Below are 16,203 nucleotides of genomic sequence, written 5' to 3'. Positions count from 1 at the left end.
TAATTAAGATTGAAATTCTGGAAACTCAGCAATAGGTTTCCAAGTGGTGAGGCCTTTCTGCCACAGCAGATCGCGTTTACTTAAAACACCGTCAGCCAATTTTTGTTCGATGTCTGCGTGAGAGAATGGGCCGTGCTGCTGGCCGTTACGCACATAGTAGAATAGCTTTTCCGGCTTTTGCTCTTGATGAATGATAACCTGCTCTACAGAAGGCGCATTTTCTTGATGCTCCGCAGTTTCTACTTTTTCCGATTGGCTATCTGAATCGGTGGTTTTTGCTTGATTAGAAGTTGCTTTTTCATGTTCAGGCTTAAGGATATTTAGCGATAGAGCATGGAGGGCAAGCCCACGTGGGCGTAAAGCCAATGCCAAAGCATCACGAAGGTAATTGGTGAAGCGCACATTTTCAGCGTGAATATCTTCTACCGGAACGCGCTGAGCTTTAAGAATAGTCGCGATACATTGTGAAATCCACTGCGAAAAATCATGGTCATTATGAAATTGAGCACCTTTGAGGCAAAACTGCATCAGGCGCTGAGGGCTGTCTATCTTGATGCTGTAGGTGCCGGTAAGAGAGAGCTTTACATGATGGTGGTCGGTATAGTCGAGTGACCAATCTCCTTCACTCTTGCTGTTATCGCGCACATAAAAATAGTGCAGCGGTCTGGTTTGCTCAAAAGTATCCGGATGGAGCTCGTGGGTGCCGCTGGGTAGCTGCGTACAGTCCTTGTCTGCTTGAGCCAAAACACAAGACTGTGATTCGGGGACGTCGACAGTTGTGATCGCTGTGGGAGACTGCACCGTGCTGTATTGAATCTGATGCTGCGCATCGAGGTTAGAGGTCAATACGCTAGATTTAGGCTGGCTGGTAGTGAATTTTTTAAATAAACGTTCAAACATGGTTTTAGACTTTTTGGCTGTTACTGGCGTTGGTAAGGGCGGTTTTTAATGCGGCTTCTGCTTCATTGAGCTTGGTGATGGCCTCGTGGCGTTGCGAACGTGCTTGCTCGTGCAGGGTAATGCTTTCTTCAATGGTTTCAATCAGGCTACGGTTGGCGCGTTCGATACTCTCGATGTCAAAAACACCACGCTCAATTTGCGTTTGGCTGGTTTTGTTGGCCATTTTCAGATTAGCGGCATTTTGTTTGAGTAATTCATTGGTCAGATCGGCACTGGCTTTGAGTGCATCGCTGGCGTCTTGTGCATGATGAATAGCAATAGCTTGGGCAAGCTGCTGACGCCATAGCGGTACTGTATTGATCAAGGTAGTATTGATTTTATTAACCAATCCTTTGTCGTTTTCTTGCAGCAGGCGAATGCTTGGCAAGTTTTGCATTGCAACTTGGCGGGTGAGCTGTAAGTCGTGCAGGCGACGGGCGAGCTCATCGTGGTGGCCTTGATAATCGCGCAAACGCTGGGCTGCTGCAATGTCGTCACTGTCGAGTGCTTTCTGCTTCATCTCAGGCAGGGTTTCTTCATCGCTGCGTTTGAGTACTGCTTCGGCTGCTGCAATGTAGTGGCAAAGCTCACGGTAGTATTCGAGGTTTGCATCATATAGGCGATCAAGTGATTTAATATCGATCAGTAATTGCTGCTTTTGCACTTCGAGGTGGTTGCTGATTTGATCGATCTGATCGCTAACGCTATCAAAGCGCTGAAAAAAATGCTCAATTGATTGCTTTTTGCCCGTCAGGCGTGCGAGGAATCCGGGCTTTTTGGCAAGCGTTTTTTCACTGCCTTGAAAACCGCGCATCAGCGATACCATTTGGTTAAGTAGTTGCCCGGCTTCGCCGCTGTCTTTGCTTTTGACGTCGCTGAGCATGTCATCTGCGATGTGCGTTAAATTGCGCTGGGCATCGCAGCCAAAATCCAGAATATTCTGGCTGCTGTTGAGGTCGATTTCTTTTGCTATCTGTGCGACTTTTTGTGAGTCCAGCGTAGTGTTGTCGAGATCTGTATGTTTATCGCTCATCTTGTCGAAGCTGCTCCAATTGTTCTTGCAGGACGTCCATTTGGATACTGAGCCGCTGCTGATCCATGTCGCTGATGTTGCGGTAGTGAGCGGTCAATTGATCGTGTATTGTATCCAATAATGCGCTGAATTGCTGTCGGGATTGGTCTTTTTCAGCATTATTGGCAGTGCTGTATGTCGTGCTGATGTCTGCAAGCTCGGGTAAGTGCACCACCAGTAGGGTGCGCGCCTCACGAACACGGTTGCCATCCTTACCGAGTTCGCCGATCAAGGCATTGCCCCGGCGTAAAATCTGCTTCAATCTTGTGTAGATATATTGGTCTCGTTCGCTGTCTGCGAGCAGTGTGCTTGCTTGAGTGATACGGCCAAGATATTCACGGGCGTTGGTGAGCATGCTGCGCAGCGTCGGAGAGAGATTTGCTTCTTCAATCTCTTCATCTTCCTCTTTGACCTCGACAACGATGTCGCCATGTTCATCGACATCTGGAGCGTGATAAGGTTCGGCAAGGTAATTCAGGTAATAGCCGAGTGCTGCGAGTGCTGTGGCAATCAGACCAACCGGCATGACGCGGCGTGTGGCAAATACAGACAATATAAAAACACCGAGGCAAATAAAGCCCATCGCTATTTTTCGTTCGTCACGGATGGGCATATCTGCTTTACCGAGCAGAATTTGGTCACGCTTTTGCAGATAGTAGCGGCGGGTCAGGTTTGCGCCATAAGTAATACAAGCGATCACCATTGCCAATGCGGCTGATTTAAGCAGCTGCCCACGAAACAGGGAAATAGGCACAGCCAACCACAGTGGCGCCTGCATCAAATATAGGCTACTGCCACGCAAGCTGAGGTGTTGAATTTTTAAGCCGTCTAGGAATTTTTTCAGCATCAGTTAAAAATGGTGATACAAGAAGGAATGAAAATAACACCGGCCAGCAGTAGCCAACCCAGTGAGCGAAGAATTGGATTCATTTTTATAAACCAATGTGGAATTTTGATTACTTGATTTTAGCATGTTGATTAAAAACTTGGCGGGTGTGACCGCCTGTTCATATTCGTTCAATATATCTGCATCAGGGCAATGGCGCTTTAGGCTATATGATGCGAGATGAGTTGATCATTTTTATAGGCCGTTATCATTGAAAAATATATAGTTTTGATCTTTAAGTAGCGTGGTAGAATCCGCAGCTCTTTATTCCTACGACAAAAAAGGTACATGGGATGTTGCATTTTGTTAGGAAATACGGCGTATGGTTGCTGCTGATTATTGTGCTCGGATTAGGTCTATGGGCTGGGCAACGCTATCTCAATTTGGCTTCGTTACAGGACGTACTGGGCAATTTGCACGCTTTGGTCGATAAACACCCGGTAGTGACCGTTGGTGGGTTTGTATTGCTGTATGTGATCGTGACTGCTTTGTCGATCCCGGTTGCGACGGTACTTACTTTGCTTGGCGGAGCACTATTTGGCTTGTGGCTGGGCAGTTTGCTGGTGATTTGTGGTGCGACTTTGGGCGCAACTGTGGCGATGTTATTTAGCCGCTATGTATTGCGCGACAAAGTGCAGCACCGCTTTGCGCGGCAGTGGCGAGCGGTTAACCAAGGTATTGAGCGTGATGGTGCGTTTTATCTCTTTACCTTGCGTATGATTCCGATCTTTCCGTTTTTTATCGTCAATCTGTTAATTGGCTTGTCCACACTGCGTACATGGACATTCATGTGGATCAGCTTTGTCGGCATGCTGCCGGCGACGATGGTCTACGTCAATGCAGGCCGTACCTTTGCCACGCTTGATTCACTGTCGGGTATCGTCTCGCCGCGGATGTTGTTCGCCTTTTCCTTGCTTGGTTTATTGCCGCTACTGTCGAAAAAGATACTTAATATTTACCGGCGTCGTAGCGTGTTAAAAGGTTGGCAAAAGCCCAAGCAGTTTGATCGCCATCTGATTGTGATTGGTGCCGGAGCAGGCGGATTGGTCAGTGCGTATATTGGCGCGGTACTCAAAGCCAAAGTGACGCTGATCGAAGTGGGGGAGATGGGTGGTGATTGCCTCAATACCGGTTGTGTGCCGTCGAAAACCTTGCTCAAAAGTGCCAGTGTTGCCCAAACCTTACGCCAAGCAGACAAACTTGGCTGGCGCAATGCCACAGCAGAAGTGGATTTTGCGGCTGTGATGGATCGGGTTCAGCAAGCAATTACGCGTATTGAGCCGCATGACTCAGTTGAGCGTTATGAACGGCTCGGTGTCGAGGTTATCAAAGGCAGAGCAGCGCTACTCGACCCGTGGACGGTTGCCGTCAATGGCGACAAGTTGACTGCTAAATCCATCATCATTGCCACCGGGGCTAAACCACGTATCCCAAAGATAGACGGTATCGAGCAAGTAGATTATCTCACCAGCGAAACGGTGTGGACGATTCGTGAGCAGCCACAGCGCTTATTGGTGATTGGCGGCGGGGCGGTCGGCTGCGAATTGGCACAAGCATTTCAGCGCCTCGGTTCGCAAGTCACGCTGGTGCAGCGCGATGAGCATTTATTACCACAAGCTGATCATGGAACCAGCGCACTATTGGCGCAGGCATTAACAGATGAAGGGGTTGATGTACGCCTCGGCTATCACACTGTGGCATTTGATGATGCACAAACCTTGCGTTGCCGCGATAGAGAAGGCAATGAGCATACAATGGCATATGATCGCGTGCTGCTTGCCACTGGACGACAGGCAAATGTCGACGGCTGGGGGCGTGAAACCTTGGGATTGGCATTGCGTGACAATGCTACCCTGCAAACTGATGATTTTCTTGCCACGCGTATGCCGCATATTTATGCCGTTGGCGACGTCACTGGCCCGTATCAGTTCACTCATGCTGCTGCGCATCAGGCATGGCATGCGGTGGTCAATGCGCTGTTTGGCAGCTTCAAATCTTTCCGCGTCAGTTACCGCACTTTGCCGTGGACGGTTTATACCGACCCTGAAATTGCGCAAGTCGGGCTGACAGAAGTGCAGGCGCAGGTCGATGGCATTAAATATGAAGTGACGCAGTACGATCTGGACGACCTCGACCGCGCGATTACCGATGGCGCAACCATTGGCTTTATCAAGGTGCTCACCGCCAAAGGGAATGACCGCATCCTTGGTGCAACCATTGTCGGCGCGCATGCTGGTGAGCTGATCAATGACTACGTCACTGCGATACACAACGGTAAAGGCCTTGGTAGCTTGCTCAAAACTATTCGCCCATACCCAAGCTATGGTGAAGCCAATAAATACGCCGCTGGTGAGTGGAAAAAAGCGCATTTATCACCGCGTACCATGCAGTGGTTGGAAAAGTTTCAGCAATGGCGCTTGGGTAAATGAAGCAGGCTGATTTACTACTGATTGGCGGTGGGCATGCGCATCTAGTTGCAATGCGTGAGTGGTTGCGCAAGCAGCAGCGGCCGACTGGCACAATTGCCCTGATCATGCCTTCACCGCACGGCTACTATTCAGGGCGCTTGCCAGCTTGGCTGGCTGGTCGTGCCGAGTTGGATGATTGCAGCGTGGATATTGCCGCACTGTGTCAGCGCCTCGACATTGAATTGGTGATAGGTAGCGTACATGGCTTTGATGCCGCACAACGTTTGATCAGCAGCGATAACGGATCCTGGCAAGGGCGAGTTGTGTCATTTGATACTGGTGCAGCATTGCGCACGCCGGAACAGATTGAAGCAGATACGGACGTACTTGGCGTTAAACCATTTGATGCGTTTGTTGCCGGTATTGAGCATTGGCGACAGCAGCCCGAGCCGATTGCCGTGATTGGCGGCGGTGCAGCAGGCGTTGAACTCGCTTTGGCGTTGGCACAAACCATGCCCGATATAACTTTGATCAGTAGCGGCAAAATATTGCCCGAGCAGCTTGCCAACTTGCGCGAGAAAGTGTGCAAAGCATTGGTTCATAACGGTATTACCTTGATCGAGCATGCACCAATCAACCATTTGGCAGCAGATGGCGCTTACGTAAATCAGCAAAAGATAAGTAATGCTAGCTGCTTTATCCTTACCACAGGTGCAGCTGCGCAGCCTTTTTATCGCAATAGTGGCTTGGCGCTTGATGATAGAGGGTTTGTCCGTATTCGCTCGACCTTGCAAAGCATCTCACACGCAAATGTCTTTGCCGCCGGTGACTGCGCCAGCTTGAGTGGTGCAGATAAAAGCGGCGTTTATGCGGTGCGCCAAGGGAGTATCCTTGCTGAAAACTTGTCTCACGCATTAAGCGGCAAGCCATTGCTTGAATACTCCCCACAACCCAACGCCTTGGCACTGCTTGCTGACGGCAAAGGCGGCGCATTTATGTCGTGGCGTGGCTACAGCGCACAAGGCCGCTGGTGTGGGTGGTGGAAAAATTATCTCGACAATCAGTATTTGCGTAGTATGCAGGCTTAATGATTGACTGGGATTTTATAAAAGCTGTTGTAAGATTTTCCGGCAATATTACGTCTAATTGTTTTCATGGAAAAATAACACCATATGGGGGATTTATGACGAAAGTATGGAAAAAGGGCTTGTTGGCAACGGCTTGCCTTGTGACAAGTATGGCAGCAACAGCGCAAAATACAGCGATTAACTGGGATGATGTTCTACAACACGCCAAAGGCGAGACGGTTTACTTCAACGCATGGGGCGGCAACGAAGCGACCAATCAGTATCTCGTTTGGGCGGCAGAGCAGGTGCAAGATCAGTACGGCGTGACGCTCGAAGTGGTGCCGATTTCGGATATTAAGGACACCATTCGCCGTATCGAAACCGAGGTAGCCGCAGGTAAGGCTGATAATGGTTCGGTCGATTTGGTGTGGATTAACGGTGAGAACTTCGCGGCACTGAAAAAGCAGGGCTTGTTGCTTGAGGGCTGGGCGCAGCAGTTGCCGAACTGGCAGTATGTCGACTTGAGCAAACCGGTTGAGAAGGACTTTTCCTTGCCAACCGATGGTGCGGAAGCCCCGTGGGGCGGCGCACAGCTGACCTTTATCGGCAACCGCGATACCCTCGCAGAACCGCTGACCAGCCCGCAAGCTTTGCTGGCTTACGCACAAGACCATCAAGGCATGCTGAGCTATCCTCGCCCGCCAGATTTTACCGGCACAACCTTCCTCAAGCAGCTGATGCTGTCGTTGGCCGAAGATCCGGCAGCTTTTGAGCAAGCGCCACAAGATACTGACGCGGAAGCTTTAACAGCGCCACTTTGGGCGTATCTCGATCAATTGCATCCGTTACTGTGGCGAGAGGGCAAAGCATTCCCGACGTCACCCAGCGAAATGGATCGCATGCTTGGTGATGGTGAGCTGGCCATGTCGATTACCTTTAATCCGCTGCATGCGCAAAATCAGGTACAGAGTGGTAAGTTACCGGAGTCGGTCTATACCTTTGGTTTTGCGGACGGCATGATTGGTAATGTGCATTTCGTCGCTATCCCGCGCAATGCGAGTAATGCTGATGGCGCAATGGTCGTGGCCAATTTCCTGCTTTCGCCGCAGGCTCAGGCGCATAAAGCGGACGTCAGTGTGTGGGGCGATCCGACGGTTCTCGATGCGAATAAGCTTGAAGGTGGGGAACAGGCGGCCTTAAAAGCGGCGTCACCCTCTGAAGCGTCACAAGTCCCGGTCATCAGTGAGCCAAATGCGGCGTGGATGGACTGGCTGCGCGAACAGTGGACTCAGCGCTATGGCGCGTCATAGGTTCTTTTGTGCAGCATAAGCACAAAAGATGAGAAAGCCATTTTGCTGCGCAATGTGTTTACTCAATACGATTTGAAGCGTAAGCCTCTGATTGCGGTGGCGGGTATAGCCATGGCAGTGGTGTGCTTGCCAATGGTCTATGGCTTGTGGCAAGTGTCGCATGCGGGGGCGTGGTCAGCATTGTTTGCAGATAATCAATTCGCGCCAGCGCTGATCGCGACACTGATTTCTACGCTGGTATCCAATAGCGGTGCGCTACTGATTTGCTTGTTGGTGTTACTGGCGTTTTATCCTGGTCAGCGTTGGCAGCGCCACCAGCGGCGCTTGCCGTTTTTTCTCGCTTTGCCGCATATCGCCTTTGCGGTTGGTTTGTTCTTTCTATGGATGCCGAGTGGTACGCTGGTGCGTGTGCTGTATGCAGTTGGGCTTGATTGGCGCAGTGTGTGGCCGGATATGCGTGATGGGAATGGTATCGGCTTGGGTATCGTGCTGGCACTGCGCGAAAGCTGGTTTTTGCTCTGGGTTGCTGCTGCACAGCTACAGCAGCAAGGATTGCATAGTCAACTCTTGGTGATGCGCAGCATGGGCTACGGGCGCTTGCAGGCGTTTGTATTCGTGTTAGTGCCACAATTATTGCCGCGTATGGGTTGGGCATTGCTGGCGACGACCGCGTATTCAATCGCGGTGGTCGATATTGCTTTGCTGGTCGGGCCGAATAATCCGCCCACTTTGGCGGTGCTGGCGTGGCAGTGGATCAATCATTCTTCACCAGTGATGCGTGAGATGGGCATGACCGCGATGTTTTTATTGGTGTTACTGATGATCGCTTTTGCCAGTAGCGCGTGGTTACTTTGGCAAGTATTACGCCGTACGCTGTTCCCATTTTCCGGGCGGCGCATCAGTTGGCGATTGGGTTGGGCAGGGCGGCTGACTTCAATACTATTAAATGGCAGTGGCATTGCTGTTCTGCTGATCTTGCTGCTGTGGTCGTTGGCAGGAGCGTGGTTCTATCCGGCTTTATTGCCAAAAACGTGGACGTTGGCTAATTGGCAACACGCAGATTGGTCGCTGCTGGCAACCACATTTAACCTCGCTGTGTGCTCAACATTGATCGCATTGCTACTGCTGATGCTATGGCTCGATGCAGGTATGGCACGCTTTAATCGCTTGGTGTGGTTGCCGCTGCTGTTGCCTGCTTTACCGCTGGTGATCGGGCAGTATGATTTACTTTTGCGCATAGGCTTGGACGGTACATTTATCGGCGTGGTGTGGACGCATTTGCTGTGGGTCGTGCCATACATGCTGCTGGTGCTAGCGCCGGCTTATCAGCATCTCGATCCGCGCTTGCAGCTTATTGCGCGCAGCTTGGGGTTGTATAGCTGGCGCTTGGCATTGCTGGTGCGCTGGCCGCTACTGGTGCGTCCGGTACTGGCTGCATGTGCGATCGGATTTTCGGTCAGCGTTGCGCAATATTTACCGACGCTATACAGCGGTGCAGGGCGCTTTCACACTGTGACCACACAAGCTGTGGCACTTGCCAGCGGGGGGAATCTGCGCGCACAAGCGGTGCAGGCTTTTGTACAGTGGCTATTGCCTGCACTGGTCTTTCTCGGATTATTGATGATCAGCTTGTGGATTGGGCGTAAAAGGCGGGAGCTGGATTAATGTTGGAAGTAAAAAATGCGGCAATTTACCGCGACGATAAAGCGATGTTTGCGCCACTGTCGTTCCGCGTTGCGGCGGGTGAGGTCTTGGCGTTGATGGGGCCGTCGGGCAGCGGTAAATCGAGCTTGCTCAATTGGATGATTGGCGCATTACCGGAGGCTTTGCGCGGCGATGGTGAATTGTGGCTCAACGATGAGCGCCGCGACCATTTACCAACCGAGCAGCGGCGTATGGCGATTTTGCTGCAAGCGCCACTGCTGTTTGCGCATCTGAGCGTCGGGCAGAACTTATTGCTCGCGATCCCTGGGCGGTACGGTAGTTTAAGCCAGCGCCGTGAACGTGCCAAAGCTGCATTGGCACAGGCCGAACTGAGCGACTTTTATCACCGAGATCCTGCAACGCTGTCTGGCGGGCAGCAAGCGCGGGTTAGCGTCTTGCGCGCGCTGTTGTGCGAACCACAAGCGCTGCTGCTCGATGAGCCTTTTTCGTCCCTCGATCACGACTTGCGCGGCCGTTTCCGTGAATTTGTCTTTGCGCACATTGCGCAGGCTGATATACCGGTATTGATGGTCAGTCATGATCCGCAGGATGTACCGGCAAATGGGCGCATTATTCACCTGAATCAGGATGGCTATCATGATTGACCACTTCCTTATTACCCACAGTGAACGCTATCGTCAGGCCGCCGCACGGCGCTTACAGCGCGCCAATGTTTCGGCAGATATGATGACATGGGCTGGCTTCGCCTGTGGCGCAGTAGCAGTGGTGCTGATAGCTACACAGCACTATTGGCTGGCGGTTGTGTTTATATTGCTTAACCGCATTGGCGACAGTCTGGATGGCGCGCTGGCGCGCCTGAATGGCGTCACGGATAAGGGTGCGTTTCTCGATATTACGCTTGATTTTATTTTTTATGCCGGCGTAGTACTTGGCTTTGCCCTTGCTGATCCGCTGCACAATGCCTTGCCGGCCGCAGTGCTGCTGTTCAGCTTTTTTGGCACTGGGTGCAGCTTTCTCGCTTTTGCGATCATGGCTGAAAAGCAAAAGCTCGCCAGCCTCGATTATCCGAATAAGGGTTTTTACTATCTTGGGGGGCTGACGGAGGGGGCGGAAACTATTGCCTGCTTCGTGCTGATGTGCATCTTTCCACAATGGTTTGCAGCGCTGGCTTATGGTTATGCGTCGATGTGTATGATGACGACGATCGTGAGAGTAACCTTTGGTGTAAAAACCTTGTAGTGAGAGTAGCGCTTTTATCCTCCATGTTATTAGCCGGGGCAATAACCAATATCAGAGGGTTGTGAGAAGTGTCTGTTTGTTGGATTTTTATTATCTGTGCCTTACAATAACTCGCCTTTAATAACGGAGAGATAACATGTTAAAAAAATGGATGGTTGCTGCAATGGTCGGTGTATTTGCTACGGCTGTATCATGGGCGCAAGGTTCACCGGCTGGTCAGTGGCAGACGTTTGATGAAGATTCTGGCGCGAAAAAAGCCATTGTACAAATTACGCAGCTGCCGAGTGGCGAACTGATTGGCAAGGTCGTCAAATTGATTCAGAAGCCGGGTGCGACTTGTGAGAAATGCGATGGCAGCAGAAAAGGTAAACCCATCGAAGGGATGACGATTTTATGGGGGCTGCTGCCTGATGGTGATAATGAATGGGATGACGGTGAGATCTTCGATCCACAAAGTGGCAAAACCTATAGCTTGAAAGCAGAGCTGTCTGACGATGGGCAGACGCTGGAATTGCGCGGTTACCTCGGCTTTTCATTGCTTGGCCGTACTCAGACGTGGAAGCGCATCAAGTAATTTTATTTGCTTGATGACATAAAAAAGCTGCGGCATTTGCCGCAGCTTTTTTGCGTTTATACGACTTATATAGCTGAGTGATTTTAAATTTCATACAAGGCGTGCTATCGCAGACAGTACTCTAGTACGGCTAGATAGCACAACGCTGTATGAAGTTTTAGGGTACTCAGCTATGAATTACCAGCCTTTGACCGCAGCACCCTTGAATGCTTCTTCAGCAGCTTCTTCTACTGCTTCAGTTTGGTATGCTTCAACGAACTGCTTGACCGCTTCTTTGTCTTCATCGCCAGCACGAACAACGATCAGGTTCACATATGGTGAATCTTCGTCTTCACGCAGGATTGCGTCGTCAGTCGGAGTCAAGCCTGCGTCAACGGCGTAGTTTGAGTTGATGAACGCAACGTCTACTTCGTCAAGGACGCGTGGCAGCTGGGCTGCGTCAACTTCCTTGATGTCGTAGTTGTGCTCATTTTCAGCGATATCGAGCACAGATGCTTCAAGGTTGGTGTTGTCATTGAGCTTGATCAGGCCACTTTTGTCCATCAGGATCAACGTACGTGCACCATTTGAAGGGTCATTTGGAATGGCAATTGATGCGCCGTCTTGCAGGTCTTCGATGTTTTCGATTTTGTTGCTGTACGCGCCGATTGGGTAGACAAAGGTGTTACCGACTGCAACCAGATCAAAACCGCGCTCTTTGACCATTGCGTCAAGGTATGGGCCGTGCTGGAATGCGTTGGCGTCAATTGAGCCATCAGCCAAAGCGATGTTTGGGGTGACGTAATCGTCGAATTCTACGACTTCAACGTCGAGGCCGAACTTCTCTTTGGCAACGTCTTTGGCTGCATAGACGAGGTTGGCTTCTTTGCCGCTCATGGTGCCGACTTTGAATGCGTCAGCAGCGAAAGCTGAAGTACTCAGTGCGGCAACAATGGCCAGTGATAGTGTTTTAAAAGCGTTCATAAATGCTCCTTGATAGTAAATGAACAATAGTGTGTTGGTTAAGTGTTTGGTTACCAGCCTTTGACGGCGGCTCCTTTAAATGCTGCATCAGCAGCTTGCTCTACTTCGTCACTTTGATATGCCTGAACGAATTTTTTAACTTCATCTTTATCAGCGTCTTCTGTACGCACGACGATGATATTGACGTAAGGTGATTGCTCGGATTCGCGCAAAACAGCGTCTTTGGTAGGCTGTAAGCCAGCATCGACGGCGTAGTTAGAGTTGATGAATGCCATATCAACTTCGTCTAGCACACGTGGCAATTGAGCCGCATCGACTTCTTTGATGTCGTAGTTATGCGGGTTTTCCGTGATGTCGAGTACAGATAAAGTGAGGTTGCTTGGGTCCTTGACTTTAATTAGACCGTGTTCGTGCATCAAAATAAGGGTACGAGCGCTGTTTGATGGATCATTGGGGATGGCAATGGTTGCGCCGTCTTTGAGTTCGTCAATGCTCTTGATGGTGTGGCTGTACGCGCCAATCGGGTAAACAAAGGTGTTTCCAACCGGCACAAAGTCGAAGTTACGTGATTCCATGATCGCACGCAAACCAGGCTCATGCTGATAGGCATTGGCGTCAATTGAGCCTTCATCGAGTGCGGCATTTGGGGTGAAGTAATCGGAAAATTCGACAACTTCGACGTCGAGTCCGTAGCGCTCTTTGGCCACTTTTTGTGCGGCGTAAAGCAGATCGGATTCTTTACCGCTCATGCCGCCGACGCGAAATGGATCAGCCTGTGCCGATAGGCTTGATAGCGTGAGTGCAGCAAGTACGATAGTGGTGAGTGCTTTCATGGTTATGTCCTCAATTGATGAATCAGCTGCGGCGGTCCGCACGTTTGGCGAGGAAATCGCCGAGACTTTGTACGCCTTGCACCATCAGAACAAGGATGATGACGGTATAGTTCATAATTTCAACGTTATAGCGCTGGTAGCCGTAAGAAATGGCGACTTTACCGAGACCGCCTGCACCGACCGCACCGGCCATTGCCGAGTAACCGATCAGGCCGATAATGGTGATGGTCATGGCGTTAATGATGCCCGGACGCGCCTCAGCAAGCAGCACCTTATTGATGATCTGCATTGGCGTTGCACCCATTGACTGCGCAGCTTCGACCAGGCCACCGGGTACTTCGATCAGTACGCCTTCAACCATACGCGCAACAAACGGAATCGCGCTGATTGTAAGGGGTACGATTGCGGCGGTATTGCCGATAAACGTGCCAACCAGTAGCTTGGTAAACGGAATGATGTAGAGGATCAAAATAATGAACGGAATCGAGCGCCCGATGTTGACGATCGTGCCGAGCGGATAGTTGATCCACGGGTTGGCAAAGAATTTGCCTTTGCGTGTGATGTAGAGAACCACGCCGAGTGGAATACCAAACAGGGCGCTGAGCAGGGCGCTGACGCCGACCATATACAGTGTATCGCCGGTCGCGCTGAGTAAAATATTAAAGAGTTGGCTCGACATAACCGAGTACCTCCAGTTCAATCGGTTGTTCGCGCAGATAGGCAATAGCTGCGTCATTTTGTTCAGGTGTGCCTTCGAGTTCGACGATCAGCAAGCCGATGTTGCTGGTGTGAATGTGCTCGATTTTTGCCTGAATAATGCTGACGTCGAGATCAAATGCCCGGGTCAGGTGCGATAGCAATGGCTTTTCAATGTTGTCGCCGTGGAAGGCGAGCTTGACTAGCGGATGGCTACCTTGTGGCTTGACGCGATTGGCGTAAAGCGGCGGCAGGTCAAATTGCTGAATTTGCGCGACGAATTTTTGGCCCAGTTCGGACTGCGGATTAGAGAAGAACGCATCGACGTCGTTACTCTCGACCAGTTCACCACCTTCGATCAGTGCGACGCGGTGGCAAATCTTTTTCACTACTTCCATCTCGTGGGTGATCATCAAGATGGTCAAGCCGAGCTTGGCGTTGATGTCGCGCAGCAATTCGAGAATGGATTCGGTCGTTTTGGGGTCGAGCGCAGAAGTTGCTTCGTCTGAAAGCAGTACTTTTGGATCACTGGCGAGTGCGCGGGCGATCGCGACGCGCTGCTTTTGGCCGCCGGACAGTTGCGCCGGATAGTGGCGCGCTTTGTCTTCAAGGCCAGTCAAAGCGAGTAACGATTTGACCTTTTCCTTGATTACTTTGCGGCGTGTGCCGATCAGCTCAAGCGGCAGTGCGATATTGTCAAATACCGTACGGCTAGAAAGCAGGTTGAAGTGTTGGAAAATCATGCCGATGTCGTGGCGTGCCTTGAGCAACTGACGATCGTTCATTGCGGTTAAATCTTTGCCGTCAACGAATACTGAGCCAGTGGTTGGGCGCTCGAGCAAGTTTACGCAGCGAATTAAGGTACTTTTGCCGGCGCCACTTTGCCCGACCACGCCATAAATTTGCCCAGCCTGTACGTCAAGATCAACGCCGCGCAGAGCATGGATGGTCTTGCCCTTGTGGGTGTATGTTTTACTGATGTTGGAAAGTTTAATCATCGTTCCGTCATGCTTGTATGAATGATACTGATTGCACGGATTGCTGGAACTGAAGAAGGAAAGCATATTGCTTTTTTGAATATCCCTTTTAGCCTTTCTTCAGTATAGCGCCAGCAATCCGGGAACAAATCAGCGCTAGGGGGTAGCTTACGATGATTGAGCGATGCGGTCAACAGCGCTGCTTATGCCTTTTTTGCATAACAACATGAGTAAAGTGCATAGTTAGTGCATTTCGCCGCTGAGCATTTTTTGTAATTGGCTCAGGGCAATGGCGCGATGGCTGATCCGGTTTTTCTCATCGGCATCAAGCTCAGCCGCAGTGCAGCCGTGCTCGGGGAGGAAAAAAAGTGGGTCGTAGCCAAAGCCGCCATCACCGCGTGCTGCTGTCAGTACTTCGCCATGCCACAACCCTTGCGCAATCAGAGGCAATGGGTCATTAGCGTGACGTAGATAGGCAATCACGCAGACGTAATACGCATCGCGATTAGATTTGCCATCAAGCTCAGCGAGTAGTTTGGCATTATTGGCTTCATCACCACCGTGTTCACCGGCGTAACGTGCAGAATAGACGCCTGGTGCGCCATCAAGCACAGGTACACAAATGCCTGAGTCGTCAGCAATCGCTGCCTTGCCACTGAGCCGTGCGGCGTGGCGTGCTTTGATGATCGCATTTTCAACAAACGTTGTGCCAGTTTCATCGGCATCGCTGATGTTGAATTGGCTTTGCGGAATAACTTCCATGCCGAACCCGGCGAGTATCGCGCCGAGTTCTTTGATTTTCTTTTGATTGCCGCTGGCCAGTACGCACTCAATCATTTTTTGGTTCATTGATTTAGCCCTAATACACGACGCTGCTCGGCCATGATTTCTTGTACGCCTTTTTCAGCAAGATCGAGCATGGTGTTCATTTCTTCACGACGGAAGGCATGGCCTTCAGCTGTGCCCTGAATTTCGATGAATGCGCCAGCATCATTCATGACTACATTCATGTCGGTTTCGGCTTCGCTGTCTTCAGCGTATTCGAGATCAAGCACGGCTTCACCGCGATAAATACCGACGGATACAGCAGCCAACTGACCATGCAGTGGGTTTTGCTTGAGTTTGCCTTGCTTGATCAGGGTGCGCACGGCTTCAGCGAGCGCAACAAATGAGCCGGAAATGGCTGCGGTACGGGTGCCGCCGTCAGCTTGCAGGACGTCGCAGTCGATGGTGATGGCGCGTTCGCCAAGTGCACGCAGATCAACCACGGCACGCAGTGAACGACCGATCAAGCGCTGGATTTCGATGGTACGGCCTTGCTGTTTGCCACGGGCAGATTCGCGCACGGTACGTTCGTGAGTCGCACGTGGCAGCATGCTGTATTCGGCGGTGACCCAGCCTTGACCTTTGCCGCGCAAAAACGGTGGTACACGTTCGTCGATGCTTGCCGTGCACAGGACTTTGGTGTCGCCAAAAGTAACCAGTGCCGAGCCTTCTGCGTATTTATTGACCTGAGTTTCGATCGTGACCGGGCGCATTTGGTCATTGGCGCGTTTGGATGGGCGCATACTGTT

Annotated in this window: 16 protein-coding genes; 7 read left to right on the top strand and 9 right to left on the bottom strand. The window is 51.0% G+C overall.

Features of this window, described 5'->3' with window-relative positions:
* Window positions 1-3 precede the first annotated feature (3 nt).
* Genes KRX19_08880 through KRX19_08870 form a run of 3 tightly spaced genes read right to left on the bottom strand, consistent with a single transcriptional unit; the run spans window position 4 to window position 2,858 of the window.
* On the bottom strand, window positions 4-900 hold the full coding sequence (locus KRX19_08880) for a DUF4339 domain-containing protein (protein MBV7435135.1): 897 nt from the start codon (window positions 898-900) through the stop codon (window positions 4-6).
* Window positions 901-904: 4 nt separating this feature from the next.
* Window positions 905-1,972: a toxic anion resistance protein gene (locus tag KRX19_08875; protein MBV7435134.1), complete on the bottom strand. Its 1,068-nt coding sequence runs from the start codon at window positions 1,970-1,972 to the stop codon at window positions 905-907.
* The gene (locus tag KRX19_08870; protein ID MBV7435133.1) at window positions 1,962-2,858 is read right to left on the bottom strand and encodes a 5-bromo-4-chloroindolyl phosphate hydrolysis family protein; all 897 of its coding nucleotides are present in this window, start codon (window positions 2,856-2,858) and stop codon (window positions 1,962-1,964) included. The genes KRX19_08875 and KRX19_08870 overlap by 11 nt, the downstream gene beginning before the upstream one ends.
* Window positions 2,859-3,190: 332 nt before the next feature.
* Here KRX19_08870 and KRX19_08865 point away from each other — a divergent pair, with 332 nt between their 5' ends.
* The 7 genes from KRX19_08865 to KRX19_08835 all read left to right on the top strand — a co-directional run bounded on the left by KRX19_08865 (window position 3,191) and on the right by KRX19_08835 (window position 11,160).
* Window positions 3,191-5,326 carry an FAD-dependent oxidoreductase gene (locus KRX19_08865; GenBank protein ID MBV7435132.1) on the top strand — a complete coding sequence of 712 codons (2,136 nt, stop codon included), beginning with the start codon at window positions 3,191-3,193 and terminating at the stop codon, window positions 5,324-5,326.
* Window positions 5,323-6,393, top strand: a complete 1,071-nt coding sequence (locus tag KRX19_08860; protein MBV7435131.1) for an FAD-dependent oxidoreductase — start codon at window positions 5,323-5,325, stop codon at window positions 6,391-6,393. The genes KRX19_08865 and KRX19_08860 overlap by 4 nt, the downstream gene beginning before the upstream one ends.
* A 95-nt stretch (window positions 6,394-6,488) precedes the next feature.
* Window positions 6,489-7,682 carry an ABC transporter substrate-binding protein gene (locus tag KRX19_08855; protein ID MBV7435130.1) on the top strand — a complete coding sequence of 398 codons (1,194 nt, stop codon included), beginning with the start codon at window positions 6,489-6,491 and terminating at the stop codon, window positions 7,680-7,682.
* A 54-nt stretch (window positions 7,683-7,736) separates the two neighbouring features.
* A complete protein-coding gene (locus KRX19_08850) occupies window positions 7,737-9,347 on the top strand; it encodes a hypothetical protein (protein ID MBV7435129.1) in 1,611 nt (536 codons plus the stop codon).
* Window positions 9,347-9,991: an ATP-binding cassette domain-containing protein gene (locus KRX19_08845; protein ID MBV7435128.1), complete on the top strand. Its 645-nt coding sequence runs from the start codon at window positions 9,347-9,349 to the stop codon at window positions 9,989-9,991. Before KRX19_08850 ends, KRX19_08845 begins: the two co-directional genes overlap by 1 nt.
* On the top strand, window positions 9,984-10,586 hold the full coding sequence (locus KRX19_08840; protein ID MBV7435127.1) for a CDP-alcohol phosphatidyltransferase family protein: 603 nt from the start codon (window positions 9,984-9,986) through the stop codon (window positions 10,584-10,586). The genes KRX19_08845 and KRX19_08840 overlap by 8 nt, the downstream gene beginning before the upstream one ends.
* Window positions 10,587-10,722: 136 nt before the next feature.
* The gene (locus KRX19_08835) at window positions 10,723-11,160 is read left to right on the top strand and encodes a DUF2147 domain-containing protein (GenBank protein ID MBV7435126.1); all 438 of its coding nucleotides are present in this window, start codon (window positions 10,723-10,725) and stop codon (window positions 11,158-11,160) included.
* A 177-nt stretch (window positions 11,161-11,337) separates the two neighbouring features.
* On the opposite strand, the gene KRX19_08830 is transcribed toward KRX19_08835, so the two are convergent.
* From KRX19_08830 to rph, 6 genes are all read right to left on the bottom strand, one after another.
* Window positions 11,338-12,123, bottom strand: coding sequence for a MetQ/NlpA family ABC transporter substrate-binding protein (locus tag KRX19_08830; protein ID MBV7435125.1), 786 nt, complete (start codon window positions 12,121-12,123; stop codon window positions 11,338-11,340).
* Between the two features lie 50 nt (window positions 12,124-12,173).
* Entirely contained in the window at window positions 12,174-12,956 is a 783-nt protein-coding gene (locus KRX19_08825) for a MetQ/NlpA family ABC transporter substrate-binding protein (GenBank protein MBV7435124.1), read from the bottom strand.
* 22 nt (window positions 12,957-12,978) lie between these two features.
* Complete coding sequence (locus KRX19_08820; GenBank protein ID MBV7435123.1) at window positions 12,979-13,635, bottom strand: ABC transporter permease; 657 nt, start codon at window positions 13,633-13,635, stop codon at window positions 12,979-12,981.
* Window positions 13,616-14,650 (bottom strand): methionine ABC transporter ATP-binding protein, encoded by a 1,035-nt coding sequence (locus KRX19_08815; GenBank protein ID MBV7435122.1) that lies wholly within the window; start codon window positions 14,648-14,650, stop codon window positions 13,616-13,618. The genes KRX19_08820 and KRX19_08815 overlap by 20 nt, the downstream gene beginning before the upstream one ends.
* A gap of 222 nt (window positions 14,651-14,872) precedes the next feature.
* Entirely contained in the window at window positions 14,873-15,466 is a 594-nt protein-coding gene (gene rdgB / locus KRX19_08810) for an RdgB/HAM1 family non-canonical purine NTP pyrophosphatase (GenBank protein MBV7435121.1), read from the bottom strand.
* A gap of 8 nt (window positions 15,467-15,474) precedes the next feature.
* Entirely contained in the window at window positions 15,475-16,197 is a 723-nt protein-coding gene (rph, locus tag KRX19_08805; GenBank protein MBV7435120.1) for a ribonuclease PH, read from the bottom strand.
* Window positions 16,198-16,203 lie beyond the last annotated feature (6 nt).

The organism is Cardiobacteriaceae bacterium TAE3-ERU3 (assembly GCA_019218315.1).
GTDB lineage: Bacteria > Pseudomonadota > Gammaproteobacteria > Cardiobacteriales > Cardiobacteriaceae > JAHUUI01.
This window is presented reverse-complemented; position numbering and strand designations above follow the sequence as displayed.

Excerpts from the sequence above, each read along its gene's own strand:
- KRX19_08860 (MBV7435131.1), top strand. The coding sequence starts at position 5,323 with ATGAAGCAGGCTGATTTACTACTGATTGGCGGTGGGCATGCGCATCTA.
- KRX19_08825 (MBV7435124.1), bottom strand. The coding sequence starts at position 12,956 with ATGAAAGCACTCACCACTATCGTACTTGCTGCACTCACGCTATCAAGC.
- KRX19_08855 (MBV7435130.1), top strand. The coding sequence starts at position 6,489 with ATGACGAAAGTATGGAAAAAGGGCTTGTTGGCAACGGCTTGCCTTGTG.
- KRX19_08875 (MBV7435134.1), bottom strand. The coding sequence starts at position 1,972 with ATGAGCGATAAACATACAGATCTCGACAACACTACGCTGGACTCACAA.
- KRX19_08830 (MBV7435125.1), bottom strand. The coding sequence starts at position 12,123 with ATGAACGCTTTTAAAACACTATCACTGGCCATTGTTGCCGCACTGAGT.
- KRX19_08820 (MBV7435123.1), bottom strand. The coding sequence starts at position 13,635 with ATGTCGAGCCAACTCTTTAATATTTTACTCAGCGCGACCGGCGATACA.
- KRX19_08865 (MBV7435132.1), top strand. The coding sequence starts at position 3,191 with ATGTTGCATTTTGTTAGGAAATACGGCGTATGGTTGCTGCTGATTATT.
- KRX19_08845 (MBV7435128.1), top strand. The coding sequence starts at position 9,347 with ATGTTGGAAGTAAAAAATGCGGCAATTTACCGCGACGATAAAGCGATG.
- KRX19_08835 (MBV7435126.1), top strand. The coding sequence starts at position 10,723 with ATGTTAAAAAAATGGATGGTTGCTGCAATGGTCGGTGTATTTGCTACG.
- KRX19_08815 (MBV7435122.1), bottom strand. The coding sequence starts at position 14,650 with ATGATTAAACTTTCCAACATCAGTAAAACATACACCCACAAGGGCAAG.
- rdgB (MBV7435121.1), bottom strand. The coding sequence starts at position 15,466 with ATGATTGAGTGCGTACTGGCCAGCGGCAATCAAAAGAAAATCAAAGAA.
- KRX19_08880 (MBV7435135.1), bottom strand. The coding sequence starts at position 900 with ATGTTTGAACGTTTATTTAAAAAATTCACTACCAGCCAGCCTAAATCT.
- KRX19_08870 (MBV7435133.1), bottom strand. The coding sequence starts at position 2,858 with ATGCTGAAAAAATTCCTAGACGGCTTAAAAATTCAACACCTCAGCTTG.
- rph (MBV7435120.1), bottom strand. The coding sequence starts at position 16,197 with ATGCGCCCATCCAAACGCGCCAATGACCAAATGCGCCCGGTCACGATC.
- KRX19_08840 (MBV7435127.1), top strand. The coding sequence starts at position 9,984 with ATGATTGACCACTTCCTTATTACCCACAGTGAACGCTATCGTCAGGCC.